A 14,960-nucleotide genomic window follows, 5' to 3' on the forward strand; every position below is an offset into this window, starting at 1 on the left:
AACTTAGAAAAATCGAAAATGGAAATCGAAAATTTGCCTAAAGAAAAAAAAATAATACTTTTTGATGGTGTTTGCAATTTATGCGAATCATCCGTTCAATTTATTATAAAACGTGATAAAAAAGATATTTTTCGATTTATAGCCATTCAATCTGAATTGGGTCAAAAAATTATTAAATACATAGGTATAGATAGTTCAAAAACCGATTCTATTATTTTATATATTCCAGGAAAGGCCTATTATTATAAAGCAGAAGCGGCTTTATTTATTGCAAAAGAGTTATCAGGTTTCTATTCTTTACTTGGCTATCTTAGTTTTATACCAAACCCTGTTAAAAATATAGTTTATGATTACATTGCCAAAAACCGTTATAAGTGGTATGGTAAAAAAAACGCTTGCATGATTCCAACTTCTGAATTGAAAGCTAAATTTTTATAAAATAATAAACGCTCAATTATAAATTGAGCGTTTATCATATTAAGAATTATTCGTTACATTAATTCTTAATAATTTTCTTATCTAAAACTCCTTCCGATGTTTTAATTTTTAGAAAATAAATACCTGAATTTAAATCAGAAACATTAAAACTATAATTCATAACTGAATTTGTATCCATTTCTTTAATAATTCTACCATTAATATCAGTTAGAGAAACACTATCAAAAATCAAATTATCACTATTAATAGAGATAATATTATTAACTGGATTAGGATAAATATTGAATTTTAAAGCTAAAAATGAATCTGATTTTAAGTTTGCTCCTGTATATTTATAAATACCATCAGCTATCACAGATGTCGTAAAACCACCAGCCCAACCAGTAGTTCCGTTTAAAAACTTTATTCCAGTTCTTTGAACACCACTATCAATATTCACCCAACTAGCACCCAAATCGGTACTATAGGCAGAGCTATAAGTAGCAGTATCATTATCACTAGCAGTTCCAACCAAAATAGTAGTTCCAGGAATAAAACTTAAACTTCTGTATGGATGTGTATATGGAGTTCCAGCACTCCATGTAGAGCCTCCATTTGATGTTGTGTATAGAGTATAAGTTGCAGTTGCAACAGGTCCACTTCTTGCTAATAAAACTCCTGTATTATCATCGCTAAAATATATAGACCCACCCACATTTGTGCCAGAAAAATCAGAAATAGGTGTGTTCAATTTAGTCCATGTAACTCCCATATCTGTAGTTCTATATAACTTCCCCATGTTAGTTACAAACCAAAATGAATTGCCTGCAGCTACATTACCTCCATTATACCCATATTCACCAGAAATTATATTAGGTAAGCTTGCTGCTGGAACTGCAGTCCAAGTTGTACCTCCATTTGTTGTTCTATAAACTTCAAAATCTGTAGCTGTTATTGGATCTCCTTGAGTAATTCCTATATTAGCATCAAAAAAATGAACCACATTAAAAAATGAACTAGGATTTGTATAAGCTGTTGCATTTTGCTGTACCCACGTAGTACCCCCATTTGAAGTTTTCCAAACACCTCCCATACCATTTGTTGGACTAACAGCACCAACCCATGCAGTAGTAGCGCTAACAGGAGAAATATTTGTTAATTCTAAATTAATATTCCCCACATTAATGCTTCCTGATGTCCAAGAAGCACCACCATCAGAAGTTCTTGTGAAAAGTTGATAATTTGCAGGTGTTGATGAGCTACCATCATAGCCTAAAGCCCATACTGTATTAGCATCAACAATGTTTATATCTTCAACACCTGTACTTGTTGAAGAAAAACCTGTCGATTGAGAAGTCCATTGAGAATAACAAATAATACTAAAGAATGAAAAGAGATAAAGTAATTTTTTTTTCATGATTGTTTAATTTTTTATAATAATACATAAAATATATAGCAAAATACAAAAAAACATCAGATCTTAAATACAAACCATTAAATTTTAACTAATTTTTAAAATAAAACTCTTAAAGTCTAAGTTATAATCAATAAAAAAACACCAAGAGGCATTGGTGTTTTTAATTGTTCTAAGAAATTATATATTACCTTATTGTTGCTTTATAATTTTCTTATCCAAAATTCCTTCAGAAGTTTTAATCTTCAAGAAATAAATACCAGAATTTAAATCGGAAACATTAATATTTGTTTCGGTTACAGCATTATAAGTAAACGATTTCACTATTCTGCCATTAATATCAGTTATTGAAATAGTGTCAAAAGTAACTTTACTACCACTAGAAATTGATACCATATTATTTACAGGATTCGGATAGACTTTAAAAAATTTAGCATCAAAAGTAGAAGTACTTAAAACTGCAGCTGTTATTTCTACGTCATCTATCGCTAATCTATATTGATCTGCTAAAGAAAAACAATTAAACCCTAAATAATAATCTCCAGAAGTTGAAGGAGTAAAACTTAAATCTGCTTGCGTCCATGCTTGAAGTGGTACACTATTGTATGTTTGCAACGTATTAGTTTGAGCAACAACAGTTTTATCTGTCCCCATAGTTACTTTAAAATTTTCCGGATAAACCGTACCGTCAGCTATTCTATATTTAAATTTTATAGAATAATTTGTACCCGCAGTTAAATTTAATCGTCTTGAAAACAACCATGCATTTGCTGCATTGCTAGAATTGTAGTTATATCCTGCATAAGATGTACCTTCAGCAGCTGTAGGAATTGGAGCTCCCTGGACATAAATTGTCCAATTGTTTCCAGTACCTGCATTTAATAAACTCCAATCATCACTTGTTTCAAACCCATAACTATATGGAGGAATAGCTGCAGAAAAAGCTGAAGTTGTGAAACTATAAGGACCACTCCAAATACTCTCGTTAGGAGAAGCACATATTTTTTTAATGTAGTAACTATAACTTGTTGCAGTATTTAACATGGAAATATTATAAGGACTAGAAATCGAATTAACTATCGTGCCAGTACCTAAGGTAAAACCTTGAACTCCATATTGAATCGAAAAATTAGATCCAGATCCTATCCATGAAATAGACGCACTATTGTCGGTAATTAAAGACGCAGTAACTGCACTTGGTGAAGCACAGATAACATCTTTTCCTAAGAATGTTTGTGGTCTCCAATTTGAATTTGTCATTGTAGTTGGAATTGCAGTTGTGCTTTGAGCACTTTTCAACCCATTTGTTAAAGTAGTATTACACAAAGCTAAATTAGAAGTTGTTGCTAAAGTTCCTGTTGCATTTTGATAATCAAAAGCCACATAAAGAGCTCCTCCCGTGTATGTAAATGATGACCCTCCAGAATATTGATGATATACTTCACCTGTAGTAGTAGGTATAGTAAAAGTTGCATTACTAACTGTTGTCATTCCTGTAATTGCCGTTGCCCATGTTGCCGATTTCAAATTTGTAGCATCAGTAGTATTTTGCATATAAACAATAAAATTTCCTGTAGTTGCAATATTTTGTGCGCTAGAGTAATTAAAACCTATTGAATTTACAATATCACCATTTACTAAACCTGACGCCATAACTTCCGCAGCTGTTATGAGATAAACCGTTCTTGCATATCTTTGGGAACCTTGAGGAGCCCTAGAATTTGCAGAAGTAGAACCATTGTTAACAAGAGCTGGAAAATACTGTGTCTCTTGAGATTGGCTAAAAAAACTAACCAACATAAGCAATAAAAGTAATGTTTTTTTCATGATTTATAAATTATTAATTTTCAAGTAAATGTATATGAAAAAACATTACAAAATCATCATAACAAACTAGTTATAAGCGATTTATTTAAAAATCAAAAAACAAGTAAAAAAAAATATTTTATTGCGTTATATATTCAAAAAATAGTAAAAACATAATAATTATTCAAAAAAAACAAGTGTTTTTATTAAACTAATTTTATCTATTTTTTTGGAACAAATAATAATCAGCCATAACTAATGCTGCCATAGCTTCTACAATGGGAACTGCTCTAGGTACTACACATGGATCGTGTCTACCCTTTCCTTGCAAATTTATAATTTCACCGTCTTTAGTTAAAACATCTTGTTTTTGAATTAGTGTAGCTACTGGTTTAAAAGCCACTTTAAAATAAATATCCATACCATTACTTATTCCTCCTTGAATTCCTCCAGAAAGATTTGTTTTAGTAGTACCATCTTCATTAAATAAATCGTTATGTTCACTCCCCTTCATTTTTGCTCCTTCAAAACCACTTCCTAATTCAAAACCTTTAACAGCATTTATTGAAAGCATTGCTTTTCCTAGTTCTGCATGTAATTTATCAAAAACAGGTTCTCCTAAACCTATAGGAACATTTTGAATGACGCATGTAATCACTCCTCCAACAGTATCTCCTTGTTTCTTTATTTCTTTAATATGATTTTCCATCATAGTTGCAATCTCAATTTCTGGACAGCGAACAGCATTACTTTCTATTTTAGAAAAGTCTAAATCCTGATAAGTTTTATTTAATGCAATTTCTCCAACTGCTGAAACATATGCTGTTATTTTAATATCTGCAATAACTTGTTTTGCAATTGCTCCTGCTACTACTCTACTAGCTGTTTCTCTTGCAGAACTTCTTCCACCACCTCTATAATCTCTAGTACCGTATTTCTTATCATATACATAATCAGCATGACTTGGTCTGTAAGTTTCTTTAATATCTGAATAATCTTGAGATTTTTGATTTGTATTAGGTATAATAAAACCTATGGGAGTTCCTGTTGTTTTACCTTCAAAAATACCTGATAGAAATTGCACATCGTCTTCTTCCTTTCTTTGGGTTACAATATTTGATTGTCCTGGCTTCCTTCTTTGCATTTCATTTCTAATTGCATCAAAATCTAATAATATTCCTGCAGGACAGCCATCAATAATTCCTCCCAAAGCCTCTCCATGTGATTCACCAAAAGTCATTAGTGAAAAAATCTTACCAAATATATTTCCTGCCATAATTTAATTTTCGAATAATTATAAATATCTTCAAAACAAATTTATAGAATATTTACTGGTTTTTATAAACTATTACTTAACTTTTAATTTAAATTAAAAATATGTAACCCTCAAGTATCTGGATTTAATATAGTTTACAAAATATTAATTGTTAAAAAATACTATATTTGTTAAAATTGATTAAATAAAATTTATGAAAAAAATAATCTTACTACTATTATTGTCTCTATTGATTTACTCTTGCTCTAGTGATTCTTCAGGTGATGAGTTACAAAATGAAACTTTTTCAATTCCCTTAAATACAAATAATTATTGGACCTATGATGTAAGTGATAATTTAATGAACACTTTCAGAGATTCCCTTTACGTAGGAAATGATATTATAATGAATTCCAAAACTTATAAAGAGATGAAAGTTAAAAATGATGTATCATTTGGTTTTTATTCAAGTTCTTTAAAAGATAATGGAGTTCGCGTTGATGGAAACAGATTATTACTTTCTGGAGACATATCACTAAATGTAGGGCAAAATTCACCCATAAACTTAGATTTAACGTTAGATGACTTTGTTGTTTTTGATGCAGATGCACCACTAAACGAGAATCCTTCAACTAAAACAGGCATTATTCAACAAGTTATTAGTGGTTTTCCATTAACAATAAATTATACTCTAAAATCAGTTGGTGGCCAATCATTTTCAAATTACACCTCATTAAACGGTGATGTTTATTCTAATGTTAAATCAGGGAAAATTGTTTTAACAGCATCAATTACAACTGTACAAGAGATTTTAGGAAATCCAATAACTGTAAATGTGTTACCACAACAAGATGTTTTAATTTCGGAACAATTTATAGCTGAAAACATAGGAGTGGTTCATACAAACACTTTAACAACTTATACTTTAAGTACTTTACCTCCTCAGATACTTGATAATTTAAATTTTCCTAGTTTTTATTCTGCCACTCAAAATGAGTTTCTTGATACTTACTTGATAAATTAATATCATAGTTGGAATTTTATAATCTATTTTTATAATTTTATAAAAAAAATTTCGTTTTAAGTTCTAATTTTGTATTCACAATTTAAAATAAATTAATAACAAATGAAAAAATTATTTTTAACAGCTTTCATGCTAGTAGGATTAGTGTTCAGTACACAAGCACAGGACATATCAGAAAATGCATTAGGACTTAGACTAGGTGACAATGATGGTTTTGGTGGAGAGATTTCTTACCAAAGAGGATTATCTGATAATAATCGTCTAGAACTTGATTTAGGGTGGAGAAACAGTAAAGATGTAGATGCTATTAAATTAGCTGGTTTATACCAATGGGTATGGAACATAGATGGTGGTTTCAATTGGTATGCAGGTGTTGGTGGAGGATTAGGTACTTGGAACTATAATAAAAATGGTTATAAAGATGATGGATCATTTTTCTTTGCAGCAGGTGATATAGGAATTGAATATTTATTTGATATACCATTACAATTATCATTAGATTTTAGACCAGAAATATATTTTGGTGGAGATTATGCTGATTATAATGACAATTTTGGTCCAGATATCGCACTTGGAATTAGATATAGATTCTAAATAAAATAAAAAAGGAACTCAAATGAGTTCCTTTTTTATTTTATACTATATTTTTTTGCTTTAGGAATAATTACAATACAATAAGGATTTGTTAATGCCATTGTTACATTTTCACCCTTTGATGGAGCTATAGTTCTTGAATAAATAATAATTTCGTCATTCACTTTTTCAAGTTTATCAATAGCAACAGCATAACCACCAGTGTTTTTTTGGCCTAAATATAAAAATAAAATGACTTTTTCATCAAAATTAAAATTATAAATTTCAGACAATTCATTTGAAATGTTTAATCTTTCAACTTCTTTATTTAGGTCTATACTATTTTCTATAACCAAATAACTAAATTCATCATTCCCGCCATATTCTGAAGAATATACAATTTCAAATTCAGTCTCTTTTTTCAATTGGTTTTCTGTTTTTGTATTTTCTTTAATTGATGAAGATTCATTTTTCTTAGTTGAACAACATGAAATCATCAAAAAAAACAGAATAATGTTAATGTAAATTATTTTCATTTTGCATAGGATTTTATAACATCCTCATATACCTTTTCATAAAGAGGTAGTATGTTTTTTATATCAAATTCAGAAGCCAATTTTAAAGCATTTAATTTAAATTGATTTAAAACTTTGTCATCTTCTAAAATCGAAATGGCATTTTTACTCATTTCTTTAATATCACCTACACTACTTAAATACCCTGTAACTCCATCAATATTTACTTCGGGTAAACCTCCTGAATTACTTGATATTACAGGAACACCGCAAGCCATAGCTTCTAAAGCAGCCAATCCAAAACTTTCGGTTTCAGAAGGAAGTAAGAACAAATCTGTAAAGCATAAAATTTTATCAATTTCATTACTGTTACCAAAGAAAATAACCTTGCTTTGAATACCTAATTCTAGACATAACGTTTCTGCTTTCTCTTTTTCTGGTCCATCTCCTACCATCATCAATTTTGCAGGAATTTCTTTTTGTATTTCATAAAATATTTTAACAACATCGTCTATTCGTTTTACTTTTCTGAAGTTTGAAATATGAGTAACGACTTTTTCATCTGAAGTTGCCATAAGTGAACGATGACATGGGTCATTTACATCTAGTTTTTCTTTCTCAATCTCTATGAAATTTGGAATAACTTTGATATCCTTTTTAATATCAAACAATCTATAAGTATCTTCTTTTAAACTTTGTGAAACACTCGTTACAACATCAGATTTATTAATACTAAAACTAACCGCTGGTTTATAAAATGGATGATTTCCAACAAGAGTAATATCGGTACCGTGTAAAGTAGTGACCATTGGAATTCTTATTCCTTCTTCTTCTAGCATCTTTTTAGCCATATAACCCGCATAAGCATGAGGAATTGCATAATGAACGTGAAGTACTTCTATTCCATGTAATTTAACCATATCTACTAGTTTACTTGATAAAGCTAATTCATAGGGTTGATAATGAAATAAAGGATATTCTGGTACGTGTACTTCGTGATAAAAAATATTTTGATTTAAAAGTGCTAAACGAACTGGTTGACTATACGTAATAAAATGTACTTCGTGACCTTTTCTTGCTAATTCAAGACCTAATTCTGTTGCAACAACACCGCTTCCCCCAAAAGTAGGATAGCAAACTATAGCTATTTTCATTAATTCAATTTAAAAATCTAAAAGTACCATATTTTTATTACTCCAATTTTTAAATATTCGTTAAATTATTTTTTAAATGCATTTTCATAAGTTGAAATCCATTGATTGACATTAATTTTTGAAACCAATTCACCAATTAAATCATAAGGAATATCTTGTTCCTTTTTAAAACGCATACAACTTTTACCAATATCTAGTTTTTTTGTAGAGAACTTACCATATTCTGAAATGAACCAATTATAAAGTTCACTATTAGCATAAATTCCCATGTGATAAAAATTGATACTGTTTTTTTGAGAAGCAAAACTCATAAAAGGCAAGGGCAATTTGGGATTACAGTGATAACCTGAAGGATAAACTTCGTGAGGAATCACATAACCAATCATTCCATAACTCATCTCTTCTTTAAATCCTTCTGGAAGATTATTTAGAATAACATTTCTAAGATTGTTTATAGCCTCTTTCCTTTCTTCTGGAACTTCTTTAATATATTCTTCTGGAGTAGTTGCTCTTGATGTCATATCCTTTCATTTTAATCCATTATAGCTTCATAAATTACTTTTTGTATGTTTTCTCTTATATTTTCTTTAGATAGAATATTTGTTTTTGCTTCAGGATAAGTCCTATTAGATAAAAAGATATATACAATTTCACTTTCAGGATCTGCCCAAGCCATAGTTCCTGTAAAGCCAGTATGCCCAAAACTAGTCATAGATACACAGCCACATGTAGGACCTGCTTCGCCTAATTGAGGTTTATCAAAACCCACACCTCTTCTGTTTTTATCTTTACAATAATAACAAGTATTAAAAACATTAAACGTTTTTTCTGAAAAGAATTGATGATTATCATAGTTTCCTTTTTGAAGATACATTTGCATCATTTTTGCAACATCTAATGCATTGGAAAACAATCCAGCATGACCACCTACACCTCCTTGCATAGCAGCTCCCATGTCATGAACATAACCTTGAATAGTTTGATATCTATAATAATTATCTATTTCTGTAGGAACAATTTGGTTTTTATCAAAACGAATCAAAGGATTGTATGTCATAGTTGTTAATCCCATTTTTGAATAAAAATTTTCAAAAGCTAGCTGATCTAATTTTTTTCCAGTTGCTCTTTCTAAATATTCTTTCATTAAAATAAAAGAAAAATCGCTGTATTTATATTTAGTTTTGCGAAGTAAATCACTGTCTGCAATTCTCTTTATAATAGTATCATTATAATCTTTTCTCAAAAATAAATCTTCAAAAACTTTAATAGGAAAATCTTCTGAGTATTTTTTTCTATAATATTTTTTATCTGGTTTACCCAATGAGTCTAATGTCGCTTTATAAAAAGGAATCCAAGCCTGAAAACGTGCTTGGTGTGTTAACATATCTAATAAAGTAGCATTCTCTTTGTTTGTTCCTTTAAAAACAGGCAACATAGTACTTAATTTCGTTTTTAAAGTAATCTTCCCTTTATCATATTCTGTCATTAAATTGGGTAGCGTTGATAAGATTTTCGTCAAAGAAGCTACATCATATAAATCAGAATTTTTTACAGGCATATCATTTTCATAAGTATGATATCCAAAGGATTTGTCATATACAACTTTACCTCTTCTTGCTACTATAATTTGAGCACCTGGAGTCATTTTATTGGTTATTGCAACATTTGCAATGGAATCGATTTTAGTTAATATTTTTGAATCTAAGCCAACATTTTCTGGTGATCCAAAACCAAGAATATTTACTGGTTTAGTATTTAGACCATCATTAATATAAAAATCTTTATTTATTGAAACTGGTAGTTTCCCTTTTGTACCAATAGCTCCAAAAATAGCTTCTGCTGCTACTGTATTTGAAAAATTATTATTTTGGTAAGCTAAAATAAAACCCTCAAAATCATCAAAATTATTTATTTTCAACAAGGAATAAGGTTTGGTAAAAAACGTTACTATAACTTTATTATCCTTAGCAATTTCGCTTAAAATATTTAGTTCGCTTTTATCTAAATCATGGTTTTTCCAAGCGCCATCTTGTTTATGATAACCAATTATTACTTTAGTAAATTTTTTTAATTCTTCTAAAGCATTATCTAGCTTATTTATATTAATTTCTTCAATTGTTGTATATTTTCTTAATTCACTTAAAAAAAAATCTGAACTATCATCTCCTAGCTTAACATATGCAATTTTTTCACTTGCCAAATTTTGAATGGGAAAAACACTCTCTTTATTTTTAAGTGTTGTAATAGCATTTTCATATAACGAATAATTCATAGCATCATATTTTGATTTATTCAAATCTTCATATAAATTACTAATCTCTATAGGTTTATATTGATTTAAGCCTGCTAAATATTTGTATTTTAATATTTTTTTCACCGAATAAGCCAAACGTACTTCTGAAATTTTACCTGATTTAAATGCTTCATCAAATTTTTGGATAGCAATAGGTACATTTTCAGCAAAAAGTAAAATATCATTTCCAGCTAAAAAAGCTTCTAAATCGATATCTCCTGGTTTTTTAAAATTACTAGCTCCTTTCATATTCAAAGCATCTGTAAAAATAAGACCATCAAATTTTAATTCATTTTTTAAAATATTAGAAACTACATTATAGGAAATGGAAGTTGGATAACCATTTCTAGGCTCAATACTTGGTACATCTAAATGAGCTACCATAACACTTGCTAATCCATTTTTTATTAATTCTCTGTAAGGATACAATTCAATAGAATCTAGTCTTTTCTTTGAAAATTTGACAATAGGTAAAGTATGATGTGAATCTGATTCTGTATCTCCATGACCAGGAAAATGTTTAGCTGTAGCAAAAACACCTTCGCTTTGTAAACCATTAGTCAAAGCAATAGCAGCATTAGTAACATTAATTTTATCTTCGCCAAAGGAACGGTTACCAATGATAGGGTTATTAGGATTTGTGTTGATATCTACAACTGGAGCAAAATTAAAGTGAATTCCCATTCGTTTGGATTGTTCTCCCATTTGCTTACCCATCTTCTCAATTAAACTATAATCTTGAATAGCTCCTAATGTCATATTCCAAGGGTATCTATATGTTGAATCGAGTCTCATACTTAATCCCCATTCTGCATCTATTCCTATAAACAAAGGAACCTTTGACTTAGATTGATAACGATTAGTTAATTGTGCTTGTCTTATTGGACCTCCTTGAAAGAAAATTAAACCTCCAACTTTATATTTCTCTATTAACTCATCAACATCAGAATAATGTGATTCATTTTTATTAGAATAAGCTGCTACCATAAATAGTTGGCCTACTTTTTCTTCAAAACTCAATTGATTATACACGCTATCAACCCATTTTTTTTGAGATAAATTAGATTGTTTTTGAGCATAAATAATTGGTGCTAAGAATAAGAGAAAAAATAAATAACGCATTTGAATAATATTAAAAAAAAACATCATTAAATTGGGTCTAATGATGTTTTCAAATATAGTAAAATAATAACAAAATAATTGTAAATCTTTTATAATGAAATTAATTATTAATGCAAGTCTATATGTTTATCGTGATACCCTAATAAGTAAAGTACTCCATCTAAACCTATACTAGAAATTGCACTTTGTGCATTATCTTTTACCATAGGTTTTGCGTGAAAAGCTATACCCAGTCCAGCTAAATTAAGCATTGGTAGATCATTAGCTCCATCACCTACAGCAATAGTTTGACTAATATCTATCCCTTCTTTCATAGCTAATTCTTTTAAGTATTCGGCTTTTTTGTTTCCATCTACGATTTCTCCAACATAATTTCCTGTTAATACTCCATCTTTAATTTCTAATTCATTGGCAAAAACATAATCTATACCTAACTCTTTTTGAAGATATTTACCAAAATAGGTAAATCCTCCCGAAAGTATAGCTGTTTTAAAACCATATTTCTTTAAAGTATCAATAAGTCTTCTAGCTCCTTTAGTAATTGGTAAATTAATAGCCACTTCTTCTAGAACACTTTCGTTCAAACCTTTTAAAAGCTTCATACGTTGTATAAAACTTTCCTTAAAATCTATTTCCCCTTGCATTGCTGACTCAGTAATTTTTTTTACTTGCTCACCTACACCAGCTAATTCTGCTAATTCATCGATAACTTCGGTTTGAATTAGAGTAGAGTCCATATCAAAACAAACTAATCGTCTGTTTCTTCTGAAAATAGTATCTTCTTGAAAAGCAATATCTACATCTAACTCTCTAGAAATCTGCATGAATTTTTCAGTAAACTCTGCTTTATTATGAATTGCACCTCTAATTGACAGTTGGATTGAGGCTTTTGGATAAGCATCTTGCTTTACTAATGATACCCTTCCAGTTAATCTCTTAATTGCATCTATATTTAAACCTTTTTCAGAAATAACTTTGGTAACCTCAGAAATTTGCTTAGCCGATAATTTCTCTCCTAGTAATGTAACAATGTAACGGTCTTTTCCTTGAAGATCAACCCAATTCTCATAATCATTAAGAGGTATAGGCTTAAACTTTGCTTTTATACCAAGTTCATATGATTTAAATAATAAATCTTTTAAAACAGCAGCAGATTTTTTACCTGATTCTATTTGAAAAAGTATTCCTAAAGATAGAGTATCATGAATATTTGCTTGACCTATATCTAATATTTTAGCATCATATTCAGATAAAACAGCAGTTAAAGAAGATGTTAAACCAGGTTTATCTTGCCCTGATATAGACAATAAAAAAATTTCACTTGCCATTATAAAAATAATATTTTAAAAAAATCGATTGTGCCAACTATCACTAGCAGGAACTTCCCAAAAATCTTTCCATTCTTCAATAGTATTTACAAGATTATTAAAAACAACAGTATTTGCTGAAACAGCTTTTTCTTTAGCCATTTTTTTGAATTCAATTAAAGTTTTATGAGCAATATGCTCTCCTAATTTAAAAGTAACATTCATTTTATCTAATAAATCAACTCCATATTTTTGTTCTAAGTTTTGAATAAACTGAACAGAAGCATCAATTGAACATCCAGTTGCTGTTTGCATATCTTGATTTACTGCAATAATAATAAAACGATTATACTCAATTTTAAAAGAAGCTTCTAAACTTTGACCGTGTGCTGACCAATTTTCAACAAAATCTTTAGTTGATACTTCAATTTCTGCAACTTCAATATCAGTCAATTTTCTGTTTGATTGATATATCCAAATTCTAGAATGAGTTGGTAACGTGTCAAATGGTACGTACATTATTTTTGTATGATATTAGTTAGAATTTTTGTAACTACAAAACTATTCGTTTTACTATCAAATAGTTTAGCTTCATAGTACGTAACTTTTACAGTTTGATTATTTTTTATTAATTTATCTTGAATCAAATAAGCGTTATCAAAATAATCTAACAAAATTAATTTTGTTGTTTTACCAGATTCTTCTTTTATAATTACATTAAAAAAAGTTTCGGCTTTAGTTCCATTGAAAACACCTTCAATAGTTAAATCATCAGAAACTGTATCTTCATTTTTATACCCATCTCCTAATTTTAAAATCATATCAGGACAAATTGTAAGCATTTTTAAGGCAATTTCTTCACCAAATTTCTCCATTTGAGCATTATTCTCAAAATCTAATTTTTCATTATCGGTAAATTCGTTTATATGTTTATTATATGATTCAAGCATACATAAACCAAAATTCAATTCCAAATCAGAACCGTTCATTGAAGCTGTATCTAACTTTGAAGTACATTCACAAGTTTCTTTTGCTATTTTTTCTTTTACATCTTGAGAGAAACAAGTTGTTGAGATAAAAAATAAAAATAAAATAAAATTCTTCATATTATAAGTCATGAGCGTTAGCAATTAGTTCTGCAATATCCATTACTTTAACAGAACCTTCTTTCTCTTTATTTTTGACTCCATCTGTCATCATTGTATTACAGAATGGACAACCTGCAGCAATAATTTCTGGCTCTATACTTAAAGCTTCTTCTGTTCTTTCAATGTTAATCTCTTTATTTCCTTTTTCAGCTTCTTTAAACATTTGTGCCCCTCCTGCTCCACAACATAAACCATTTGCTCTTGAACGTTTCATTTCAACTAATTCAGCGTCTAATTTTTGTATTAAATCTCTAGGAGCTTCATACACTTGATTAGCTCTACCTAAATAACAAGGATCATGAAAAGTAATCTTTTTACCTTTAAATTGTCCGCCTTCTATAGTTAAACGTCCATCATCTAATAACGATTTTAAAAATTGAGTATGGTGAACGACTTCATATTTTCCACCTAATTCTGGATATTCATTTTTTAAAGTATTGAAACAATGAGGACAAGCAGTTACAATTTTTTTTATTTCATAAGCATTCATTACTTCAATATTGGTCATGGCTTGCATTTGAAATAAAAATTCATTTCCAGAACGTTTTGCTGGATCACCTGTACAGCTTTCTTCTGTTCCTAAAACAGCAAAAGAAATATTAGCTCTGTTTAAAATTTTCACAAAAGCTTTTGTAATTTTTTTTGCTCTATCATCAAAACTTCCTGCACAACCCACCCAAAATAAAACCTCAGGTTGTTTTCCTTCAGCCATCATTTCGGCCATTGTTGGTACTTTTATACTATTCTCTGACATATTCTTATAATTTATATAGATTTTATTTGATGCTAATCAAACAAAACATTCTTTTTAAATTGACTTATTCGAGATATTTGTTCTCAAAAAACAAATCGTTATTTATTTTTCTAATAAATCTGAAATTTTACTCTGTAGCTTTTAAATTAAACTAGATAAATATTATAGCTAAACTCTG

Annotated in this window: 14 protein-coding genes; 3 read left to right on the plus strand and 11 right to left on the minus strand. The window is 29.3% G+C overall.

Going from position 1 to position 14,960, the window contains the following annotated elements:
- Window positions 1-18: 18 nt before the first annotated feature.
- Window positions 19-438, plus strand: coding sequence for a thiol-disulfide oxidoreductase DCC family protein (locus FIA58_RS14120; RefSeq protein WP_208022811.1), 420 nt, complete (start codon window positions 19-21; stop codon window positions 436-438).
- 58 nt (window positions 439-496) lie between these two features.
- Here the strand turns inward: FIA58_RS14120 and FIA58_RS14125 are convergent, their stop codons facing one another.
- From FIA58_RS14125 to aroC, 3 genes are all read right to left on the minus strand, one after another.
- Window positions 497-1,834: a T9SS type A sorting domain-containing protein gene (locus FIA58_RS14125; protein ID WP_140963133.1), complete on the minus strand. Its 1,338-nt coding sequence runs from the start codon at window positions 1,832-1,834 to the stop codon at window positions 497-499.
- A 189-nt stretch (window positions 1,835-2,023) separates the two neighbouring features.
- Complete coding sequence (locus FIA58_RS14130; RefSeq protein WP_140963134.1) at window positions 2,024-3,658, minus strand: T9SS-dependent choice-of-anchor J family protein; 1,635 nt, start codon at window positions 3,656-3,658, stop codon at window positions 2,024-2,026.
- A 196-nt stretch (window positions 3,659-3,854) separates the two neighbouring features.
- Window positions 3,855-4,913, minus strand: coding sequence for a chorismate synthase (aroC, locus tag FIA58_RS14135; RefSeq protein ID WP_140963135.1), 1,059 nt, complete (start codon window positions 4,911-4,913; stop codon window positions 3,855-3,857).
- 193 nt (window positions 4,914-5,106) lie between these two features.
- Between aroC and FIA58_RS14140 the strand changes: the two genes are divergently transcribed.
- Both FIA58_RS14140 and FIA58_RS14145 read left to right on the plus strand, forming a co-directional pair.
- Window positions 5,107-5,916, plus strand: a complete 810-nt coding sequence (locus FIA58_RS14140) for a hypothetical protein (RefSeq protein WP_140963136.1) — start codon at window positions 5,107-5,109, stop codon at window positions 5,914-5,916.
- 102 nt (window positions 5,917-6,018) lie between these two features.
- Window positions 6,019-6,510, plus strand: coding sequence for a hypothetical protein (locus FIA58_RS14145; RefSeq protein WP_140963137.1), 492 nt, complete (start codon window positions 6,019-6,021; stop codon window positions 6,508-6,510).
- Window positions 6,511-6,545: 35 nt separating this feature from the next.
- Here the strand turns inward: FIA58_RS14145 and FIA58_RS14150 are convergent, their stop codons facing one another.
- The 8 genes from FIA58_RS14150 to FIA58_RS14185 all read right to left on the minus strand — a co-directional run bounded on the left by FIA58_RS14150 (window position 6,546) and on the right by FIA58_RS14185 (window position 14,782).
- Window positions 6,546-7,025: a protease complex subunit PrcB family protein gene (locus FIA58_RS14150; RefSeq protein ID WP_140963138.1), complete on the minus strand. Its 480-nt coding sequence runs from the start codon at window positions 7,023-7,025 to the stop codon at window positions 6,546-6,548.
- On the minus strand, window positions 7,022-8,158 hold the full coding sequence (gene bshA / locus FIA58_RS14155) for an N-acetyl-alpha-D-glucosaminyl L-malate synthase BshA (RefSeq protein ID WP_140963139.1): 1,137 nt from the start codon (window positions 8,156-8,158) through the stop codon (window positions 7,022-7,024). The genes FIA58_RS14150 and bshA overlap by 4 nt, the downstream gene beginning before the upstream one ends.
- A gap of 65 nt (window positions 8,159-8,223) precedes the next feature.
- Window positions 8,224-8,679: a DUF1801 domain-containing protein gene (locus FIA58_RS14160; protein WP_140963140.1), complete on the minus strand. Its 456-nt coding sequence runs from the start codon at window positions 8,677-8,679 to the stop codon at window positions 8,224-8,226.
- Between the two features lie 11 nt (window positions 8,680-8,690).
- Complete coding sequence (locus FIA58_RS14165) at window positions 8,691-11,573, minus strand: glycoside hydrolase family 3 N-terminal domain-containing protein (protein WP_140963141.1); 2,883 nt, start codon at window positions 11,571-11,573, stop codon at window positions 8,691-8,693.
- Between the two features lie 107 nt (window positions 11,574-11,680).
- Entirely contained in the window at window positions 11,681-12,901 is a 1,221-nt protein-coding gene (serB, locus tag FIA58_RS14170; protein ID WP_140963142.1) for a phosphoserine phosphatase SerB, read from the minus strand.
- Window positions 12,902-12,916: 15 nt separating this feature from the next.
- The gene (locus tag FIA58_RS14175) at window positions 12,917-13,399 is read right to left on the minus strand and encodes an ABC transporter ATPase (RefSeq protein WP_140963143.1); all 483 of its coding nucleotides are present in this window, start codon (window positions 13,397-13,399) and stop codon (window positions 12,917-12,919) included.
- The gene (locus FIA58_RS14180) at window positions 13,399-13,986 is read right to left on the minus strand and encodes a hypothetical protein (protein ID WP_140963144.1); all 588 of its coding nucleotides are present in this window, start codon (window positions 13,984-13,986) and stop codon (window positions 13,399-13,401) included. Before FIA58_RS14180 ends, FIA58_RS14175 begins: the two co-directional genes overlap by 1 nt.
- 1 nt (window position 13,987) lies before the next feature.
- The gene (locus tag FIA58_RS14185; protein ID WP_140963145.1) at window positions 13,988-14,782 is read right to left on the minus strand and encodes a (Fe-S)-binding protein; all 795 of its coding nucleotides are present in this window, start codon (window positions 14,780-14,782) and stop codon (window positions 13,988-13,990) included.
- Window positions 14,783-14,960: the final 178 nt, after the last annotated feature.

The organism is Flavobacterium jejuense (assembly GCF_006491595.2).
Lineage (GTDB): Bacteria > Bacteroidota > Bacteroidia > Flavobacteriales > Flavobacteriaceae > Flavobacterium > Flavobacterium jejuense.

Bases quoted from the DNA above. Each gene is read 5' to 3' on its own strand.
- FIA58_RS14120 (WP_208022811.1), top strand. From the start codon at position 19: ATGGAAATCGAAAATTTGCCTAAAGAAAAAAAAATAATACTTTTTGAT.
- FIA58_RS14175 (WP_140963143.1), bottom strand. From the start codon at position 13,399: ATGTACGTACCATTTGACACGTTACCAACTCATTCTAGAATTTGGATA.
- FIA58_RS14185 (WP_140963145.1), bottom strand. From the start codon at position 14,782: ATGTCAGAGAATAGTATAAAAGTACCAACAATGGCCGAAATGATGGCT.
- FIA58_RS14145 (WP_140963137.1), top strand. From the start codon at position 6,019: ATGAAAAAATTATTTTTAACAGCTTTCATGCTAGTAGGATTAGTGTTC.
- aroC (WP_140963135.1), bottom strand. From the start codon at position 4,913: ATGGCAGGAAATATATTTGGTAAGATTTTTTCACTAATGACTTTTGGT.
- serB (WP_140963142.1), bottom strand. From the start codon at position 12,901: ATGGCAAGTGAAATTTTTTTATTGTCTATATCAGGGCAAGATAAACCT.
- FIA58_RS14130 (WP_140963134.1), bottom strand. From the start codon at position 3,658: ATGAAAAAAACATTACTTTTATTGCTTATGTTGGTTAGTTTTTTTAGC.
- bshA (WP_140963139.1), bottom strand. From the start codon at position 8,158: ATGAAAATAGCTATAGTTTGCTATCCTACTTTTGGGGGAAGCGGTGTT.
- FIA58_RS14160 (WP_140963140.1), bottom strand. From the start codon at position 8,679: ATGACATCAAGAGCAACTACTCCAGAAGAATATATTAAAGAAGTTCCA.
- FIA58_RS14180 (WP_140963144.1), bottom strand. From the start codon at position 13,986: ATGAAGAATTTTATTTTATTTTTATTTTTTATCTCAACAACTTGTTTC.
- FIA58_RS14165 (WP_140963141.1), bottom strand. From the start codon at position 11,573: ATGCGTTATTTATTTTTTCTCTTATTCTTAGCACCAATTATTTATGCT.
- FIA58_RS14140 (WP_140963136.1), top strand. From the start codon at position 5,107: ATGAAAAAAATAATCTTACTACTATTATTGTCTCTATTGATTTACTCT.
- FIA58_RS14125 (WP_140963133.1), bottom strand. From the start codon at position 1,834: ATGAAAAAAAAATTACTTTATCTCTTTTCATTCTTTAGTATTATTTGT.
- FIA58_RS14150 (WP_140963138.1), bottom strand. From the start codon at position 7,025: ATGAAAATAATTTACATTAACATTATTCTGTTTTTTTTGATGATTTCA.